Here is a 5,462-nt window from a genome sequence, read left to right on the forward strand (position 1 = left end):
GGGCTGAAGTTGGCAGGCAACTTCAGCCCGCCCGGCGATTGAGGGCACCGCGCGGAGCGCGGTACGCCGCCCGCAGGGCGGTACGGGGCCTGGGGCTTGCCCGGTTTCGGGAAGGGGCGGGTAGGGGGAACGGCCCCGCAGGTCAGAAGAACGTGCGGATGAAGTCCGTCACCGTGCCGTCCCCCTCCACCACCGGAATCAGCTGCCACTTGTCGAACGACGTGCACGGATGCGACAGCCCCATCCCCACCCAGTCGCCGACCTCCAGGTCCGCCTCCGGGGTGGTGGCGAGCCAGCCGTGCTGGTCGGAGAGGCCGGTGACGGTGATGCCGTCGGCGGGGCGGATGTCGCCGGTGCGGGCGTCGCGGACGACCTGGGCGTTCGGGAGGTCCAGGTCGTACGCCGCGTCCCGCTTGCCCGCGTTGACGAAGGCCTGGTCGGGGGTGGGCCGGGAGACGACCTGGGCCCACAGGCGGAACGCGGGCCGGAGCGCGCCTTCCTCGGGGACCCGGTTGAAGGGCGTGAGGTGCCGGTAGTGGCCGTCGTCGTGCGAGACGTACGCGCCGGAGCGCAGCAGCTTCAGCACGGGGCGGGACAGTTCGGGGATCTCGGCGAAGACATCGGCGACCGCGTCGAACCACGCGCTGCCGCCCGCGCTGATCACGATCTCGTCGGTGCCGGCGAAACGGCCCGAGCCGTCGAAGTCCGCGGCGATCGCCACCAGCCGCCGCAGCCAGGCGCGTACCCGGTCGCCGTCGGCCTTGGGGACCTCGCCCTCGTAACCGGCCACGCCGACCAGGCGCAGCGTCCCGGTGGCCGCCACCGCGTCGGCGACCGCGGCGCAGTCCGCCTCCGTACGGGCTCCGGTGCGGGCGCCGTCGCCGGCGCCGAGTTCGACCACGACGTCGAGGGGGCGCGAGACGCCCCGCAGGGCCTCGTCCATGAGCTCGACGCCGCGGACGGAGTCGACGTAGCAGATGAGGCGGAGGTCCGGGTCGGTGTCGAGCTCGCCGGCGATCCAGCGCAGGGCCGCCGCGTCGACGACCTCGTTGGCGAGGAAGATCCGCCGGATCCCGTAGGCGCGGTAGACCCGGGCCTGGTGGGGGACGGCCGCGGTGATGCCCCAGGCGCCGCGCTCCAGCTGGCGTGCGAAGAGCTGCGGGGACATCGAGGTCTTGCCGTGCGGGGCGAAGGCGAGGCCGTGGCGCTCCGAGTACGTCTCGAGCAGGGCGAGGTTGTGCTCGACGGACTCGGCGGAGAGCGCGAGGACGGGGGTGGTGAAGCCGCCGGTGAAGAGATTGCGGCGGGAGGCCGCCAACTCCCCGACGGTGAGCCCTTCGGCGTCGGGCGGGAGCGCCTTGAACCGGTGATCGGCCGGTTCGTCGGCGAGCCGTGCGACGGCGTTGTCGGCAGCCATGGGAGCCCTCCTCCATCGCGTTGCAGTATGTGCAACGCCCATTGCGTATTTCGCTTGAGGCTGTCTAACATCCGAGCCGACGCGGGGTCAATGGGCCCGGCGACCGACCCAGCGAGGAGCCCACGCGATCATGACCGCGAGCGCGTACGGACCCATGGACGTCGTCTGCCTCGGCGAGTCCATGGTCACGTTCCTGCCCACCCGGGCAGGGCGTCTCGCCGATGTGCCGTCCTTCGTCCGCGGTATCGGCGGCGCCGAGTCCAATGTGGCATGCGCGCTCGCCGCCGCGGGACACCGCACACGCTGGGTGGGCCGGGTCGGCGCCGACGGCTTCGGCGACCACCTCGTGTCGGCGATCGCCGCCTACGGGGTGGACACCTCGGCGGTGGCCCGCGATCGGGAACGCCCGACGGGCGTCTACTTCCGCACGGCGACCGACCGGGCGACGGACGCCCACGAGGTCGTCTACTACCGCGCGGGCTCCGCCGCGTCGGCGATGTCCCCCCGCACCGTGCCGTCCGACGCGGTCCGGTCCGGCCGCGTGCTGCACCTCTCCGGCATCACGGCCGCCCTCTCGCCCGACTGCCTCGCCCTGATGCGCGACCTCACCGCCCCGCGGGACGGCGGCCCGCTCGTCTCCTTCGACGTGAACCACCGGCCCGGACTGTGGCGCGATCCGTCCGCCGCGGACGTCCTGCTCGAACTGGCCCGCGGGGCGGACATCGCGTTCGTCGGTGAGGACGAGGCGGAGGAGGCGTGGGGTGTGCGGGGCGCGGACGCGATCCGCGCGGCGCTGCCGCAGCCGTCGGTGGTGGTCGTGAAGCGCGGCGCGGCGGGAGCGGTGTCCTTCACCCGTCGCCCGGAGCGGCTCCCCGCCCTCGGCACCGGCACGGAGCCTGGCGCCGGCACGGAGCCCGGCACCGGCACAGACCCCGGCGCCGACGTCGTCACCACCGTCCCGGCCCCCCGCGTCACCGTCACCGCCCCCGTCGGCGCCGGTGACGCCTTCGCCGCCGGGTTCCTGTCCGCCACGCTCCGCGGGCTCACGGCGCGGCAGCGCCTGCGGCACGGGCACCTGTGGGCCGCGGCCGCACTCACCGTCCCCGGGGACCTGGCGCCGCCGCCCGCCGCCGGTCACGCCGACAGGCTCGTCGCCCTGGACGACGAGGCCTGGGGGAGACTGCACCTCGGCCCCGGGTGGACGGGGGAGGACCAGGAGGTACGTACACCATGAGCCAGACCGTCGACCGAGCGCTGAGCATCCTTCCGCTGCTCGCGGAGGGGCCGGCCGACCTCGGGCAGGTCGCCGACCGCCTCGGCGTGCACAAGTCCACCGCGCTGCGGCTGCTGCGCACACTGCACGAGCACGGCCTCGTCCACCGCCAGCAGGACCAGCGCTACCGCCTCGGCGCCCGCCTGTTCGCGCTGGCGCAGGAGGCCGTGGAGAACCTCGACATACGCGAGATCGCCCATCCGCATCTCGTCGCCCTCAACGAGCAGATCGGGCACACCGTCCATCTCGCCGTGTACGAGGAGAGCGAGGTCCTCTACATCGACAAGGTCGAGAGCCGCTACCCGGTGCGGATGTACTCCCGTATCGGCAAGCCCGTCGCGATCACCGTCGCGGCCGTGGCGAAGCTGCTGCTGGCCGATCTGCCGGAGGCCGAGCGGCGCGCACTCGCCGAGAAGCTCGACTTCCCCATGTACACGTCCCGTTCGATCCCGAACGCCGGCGCCTTCCTCAAGGAGCTGGCGACCGTGCGCGAACAGGGCTGGGCCACCGACCTGGGTGGCCACGAGGAGTCCATCAACTGCATCGGGGCCCCCATCCGCGGTGCGGACGGCCGGGTCGTCGCCGCCATGTCGGTGTCCGCACCGAACGTCGTCGTCACGGCCGACGAACTCCTCACCCTCCTCCCGCTGGTGCGCCGCACCGCCGACGCCATCAGCCGGGAGTACTCAGGACAAGCACCCCGACAGGAAGAACGCCCATGACCGAGAAGACCGCCCTCACCCCGAGCACCCACACCGCGCCGCCGGCCAAGTTCTCCCACGGCGTGCGCAAGGGCAACATCCTTCAGGTCGCCGGTCAGGTCGGCTTCCTGCCGGCCGAGGAGGGCAAGGCCCCCACCCCCGCCGGCCCCACCCTGCGTGAGCAGACCCTCCAGACCTTCGCCAACGTCAAGGCGATCCTCGAGGAGGGCGGCGCGAGCTGGGACGACGTGATGATGATCCGCGTCTACCTCACGGACACGGCGCACTTCGCCGAGATGAACGAGATCTACAACGAGTACTTCAAGGATCTGACGGTCGCCCCCGCCGCCCGTACGACCGTCTACGTCGGCCTCCCCGCCGGCCTGCTCATCGAGATCGACGCCCTGGCCGTCCTGGGCTGATCTTCCTGAACGCCCCGCCGCACCACGGCACGGCGCTGCTCCCCGGAGCGCCGTGCCGCGCTCCCCCCTTGCCGAAAACAGGCAGAAAGCGCCTGGATCCGCCTGAAATCCCCTGAACGGACGCTCCCATGTTCCTCGCCGCTGACGCACCCCCGCCACCCACACCGCACACAGGCGGACTGCTCACTCTCATCGACGGCACCGCCGGTCTGCTGACCGTCGCCGCGCTCGGTATCGCGCTGCTGCTCATCCTGATCATCAAGGTCCGGCTGCAGCCGTTCGTCGCGCTGCTCGCCGTCTCCATATCCGTCGGCCTCGCGGCGGGCCTCTCGGTCACCGAACTCTTCGGCACGGTGCAGAAGTCCGCGGCCGTCTCGGTCATCGAGTCCGGCATGGGCGGCATCCTCGGCCACGTCGCCATCATCATCGGTCTGGGCACGATGCTCGGCGCGATCCTCGAAGTAAGCGGCGGGGCCGAGGTGTTGTCGTCCCGCCTGCTGAATCTCTTCGGCGAGAAGCGGGCACCGCTCGCCATGGGTCTCACCGGCCTGATCTTCGGTATCCCGGTCTTCTTCGACGTCGGCATCTTCGTCCTCGCGCCGATCGTCTACGCGGCCGCCAAGCGCTCCGGCAAGTCGATCATCCTCTACGCCATGCCGCTGCTGGCCGGTCTGTCGATGACCCACGCCTTCCTCCCGCCGCACCCCGGTCCGGTCGCCGCCGCCGGCCTGTTCGACGTCTCCCTCGGCTGGGTCATCCTCATGGGCATCGTCGTCGGCATCCCCGCCGTCATCGCCGCCTGGGGCTACGCCGCCTGGATCGGCAAGCGGCTGTTCGTCGAGGTCCCGCAGGACATGCTGGAGGCCGCGGAGGACGCCAAGGCCGCCGTCGCCGCCGAGCAGGCAGCGACGGGCCGGCAGCCGCAGGAGGCGCCGGTCGCGCTCGGGACCGTCCTCGCCATCATCGGTACGCCGCTGGTGCTGATCCTCGCCGCGACGTTCTCCTCCATCGCGCTCGAGGAGTCCACGCTCCGCTCGGTCGTCGAGTTCTTCGGCAACCCGTTCGTCGCCCTGACGATCGCGCTGGTCATGGCGTACTGGCTGCTCGGCATCCGGCGCGGCTGGTCGCGCAAGTCGCTCGAGTCGGTGTCCACCCAGTCCCTCAAGCCGGTCGGCAACATCCTGCTCGTCGTCGGCGCGGGCGGTGTGTTCGGCGCGGTCCTCAAGGCGAGCGGTGTCGCGCAGGCCCTTTCCGACACCTTCAACGACGTCGGCCTGCCGATCATCGTGCTCGCCTACCTGATCTCCCTGGTGCTGCGTGTGGCGCAGGGCTCGGCGACGGTCGCGATCGTCACCACGGCCGGCATCGTGCTGCCCCTCGTCGAGAACGGCGGCCACTCGCAGGCGTTCCTCGCGCTCGTCATCATGGCGATCTCGGCGGGCTCGATCTTCGCCTCGCACGTCAACGACGGCGGATTCTGGATCGTCGCCAAGTACTTCGGCATCTCGGAACGGGACACGCTCAAGTCGTGGACGGTCCTCGAGTCGGTGCTGTCGGTGGCGGGCTTCGCGGTCGCCGCGGCGCTGAGTCTGGTCGTCTAGCCGGCAACGGAAAGGCGGGGCCGGAGCCGGCGGACGTGCGGACAGACG

General features: G+C 71.8%; 5 protein-coding genes. 4 read left to right on the forward strand and 1 reads right to left on the reverse strand.

From position 1 onward, the window contains the following. Positions 1-142: 142 nt before the first annotated feature. Positions 143-1,417: an amino acid deaminase gene (locus ACWGH4_RS30335; RefSeq protein ID WP_453466538.1), complete on the reverse strand. Its 1,275-nt coding sequence runs from the start codon at positions 1,415-1,417 to the stop codon at positions 143-145. Positions 1,418-1,547: 130 nt separating this feature from the next. On the opposite strand from ACWGH4_RS30335, the gene ACWGH4_RS30340 reads away from it, so the two are divergent. The 4 genes from ACWGH4_RS30340 (at position 1,548) to ACWGH4_RS30355 (ending at position 5,414) form a co-directional block, all read left to right on the forward strand. Then, entirely contained in the window at positions 1,548-2,651 is a 1,104-nt protein-coding gene (locus ACWGH4_RS30340) for a sugar kinase (RefSeq protein WP_453466540.1), read from the forward strand. Further along, positions 2,648-3,412 (forward strand): IclR family transcriptional regulator, encoded by a 765-nt coding sequence (locus ACWGH4_RS30345; RefSeq protein WP_453466542.1) that lies wholly within the window; start codon positions 2,648-2,650, stop codon positions 3,410-3,412. The genes ACWGH4_RS30340 and ACWGH4_RS30345 overlap by 4 nt, the downstream gene beginning before the upstream one ends. Beyond that, positions 3,409-3,813, forward strand: a complete 405-nt coding sequence (locus tag ACWGH4_RS30350) for a RidA family protein (protein WP_441263942.1) — start codon at positions 3,409-3,411, stop codon at positions 3,811-3,813. Before ACWGH4_RS30345 ends, ACWGH4_RS30350 begins: the two co-directional genes overlap by 4 nt. Positions 3,814-3,941: 128 nt before the next feature. Further along, positions 3,942-5,414, forward strand: coding sequence for a GntP family permease (locus tag ACWGH4_RS30355; protein WP_453466544.1), 1,473 nt, complete (start codon positions 3,942-3,944; stop codon positions 5,412-5,414). Positions 5,415-5,462: the final 48 nt, after the last annotated feature.

The organism is Streptomyces sp. NPDC054847 (genome assembly GCF_053610925.1).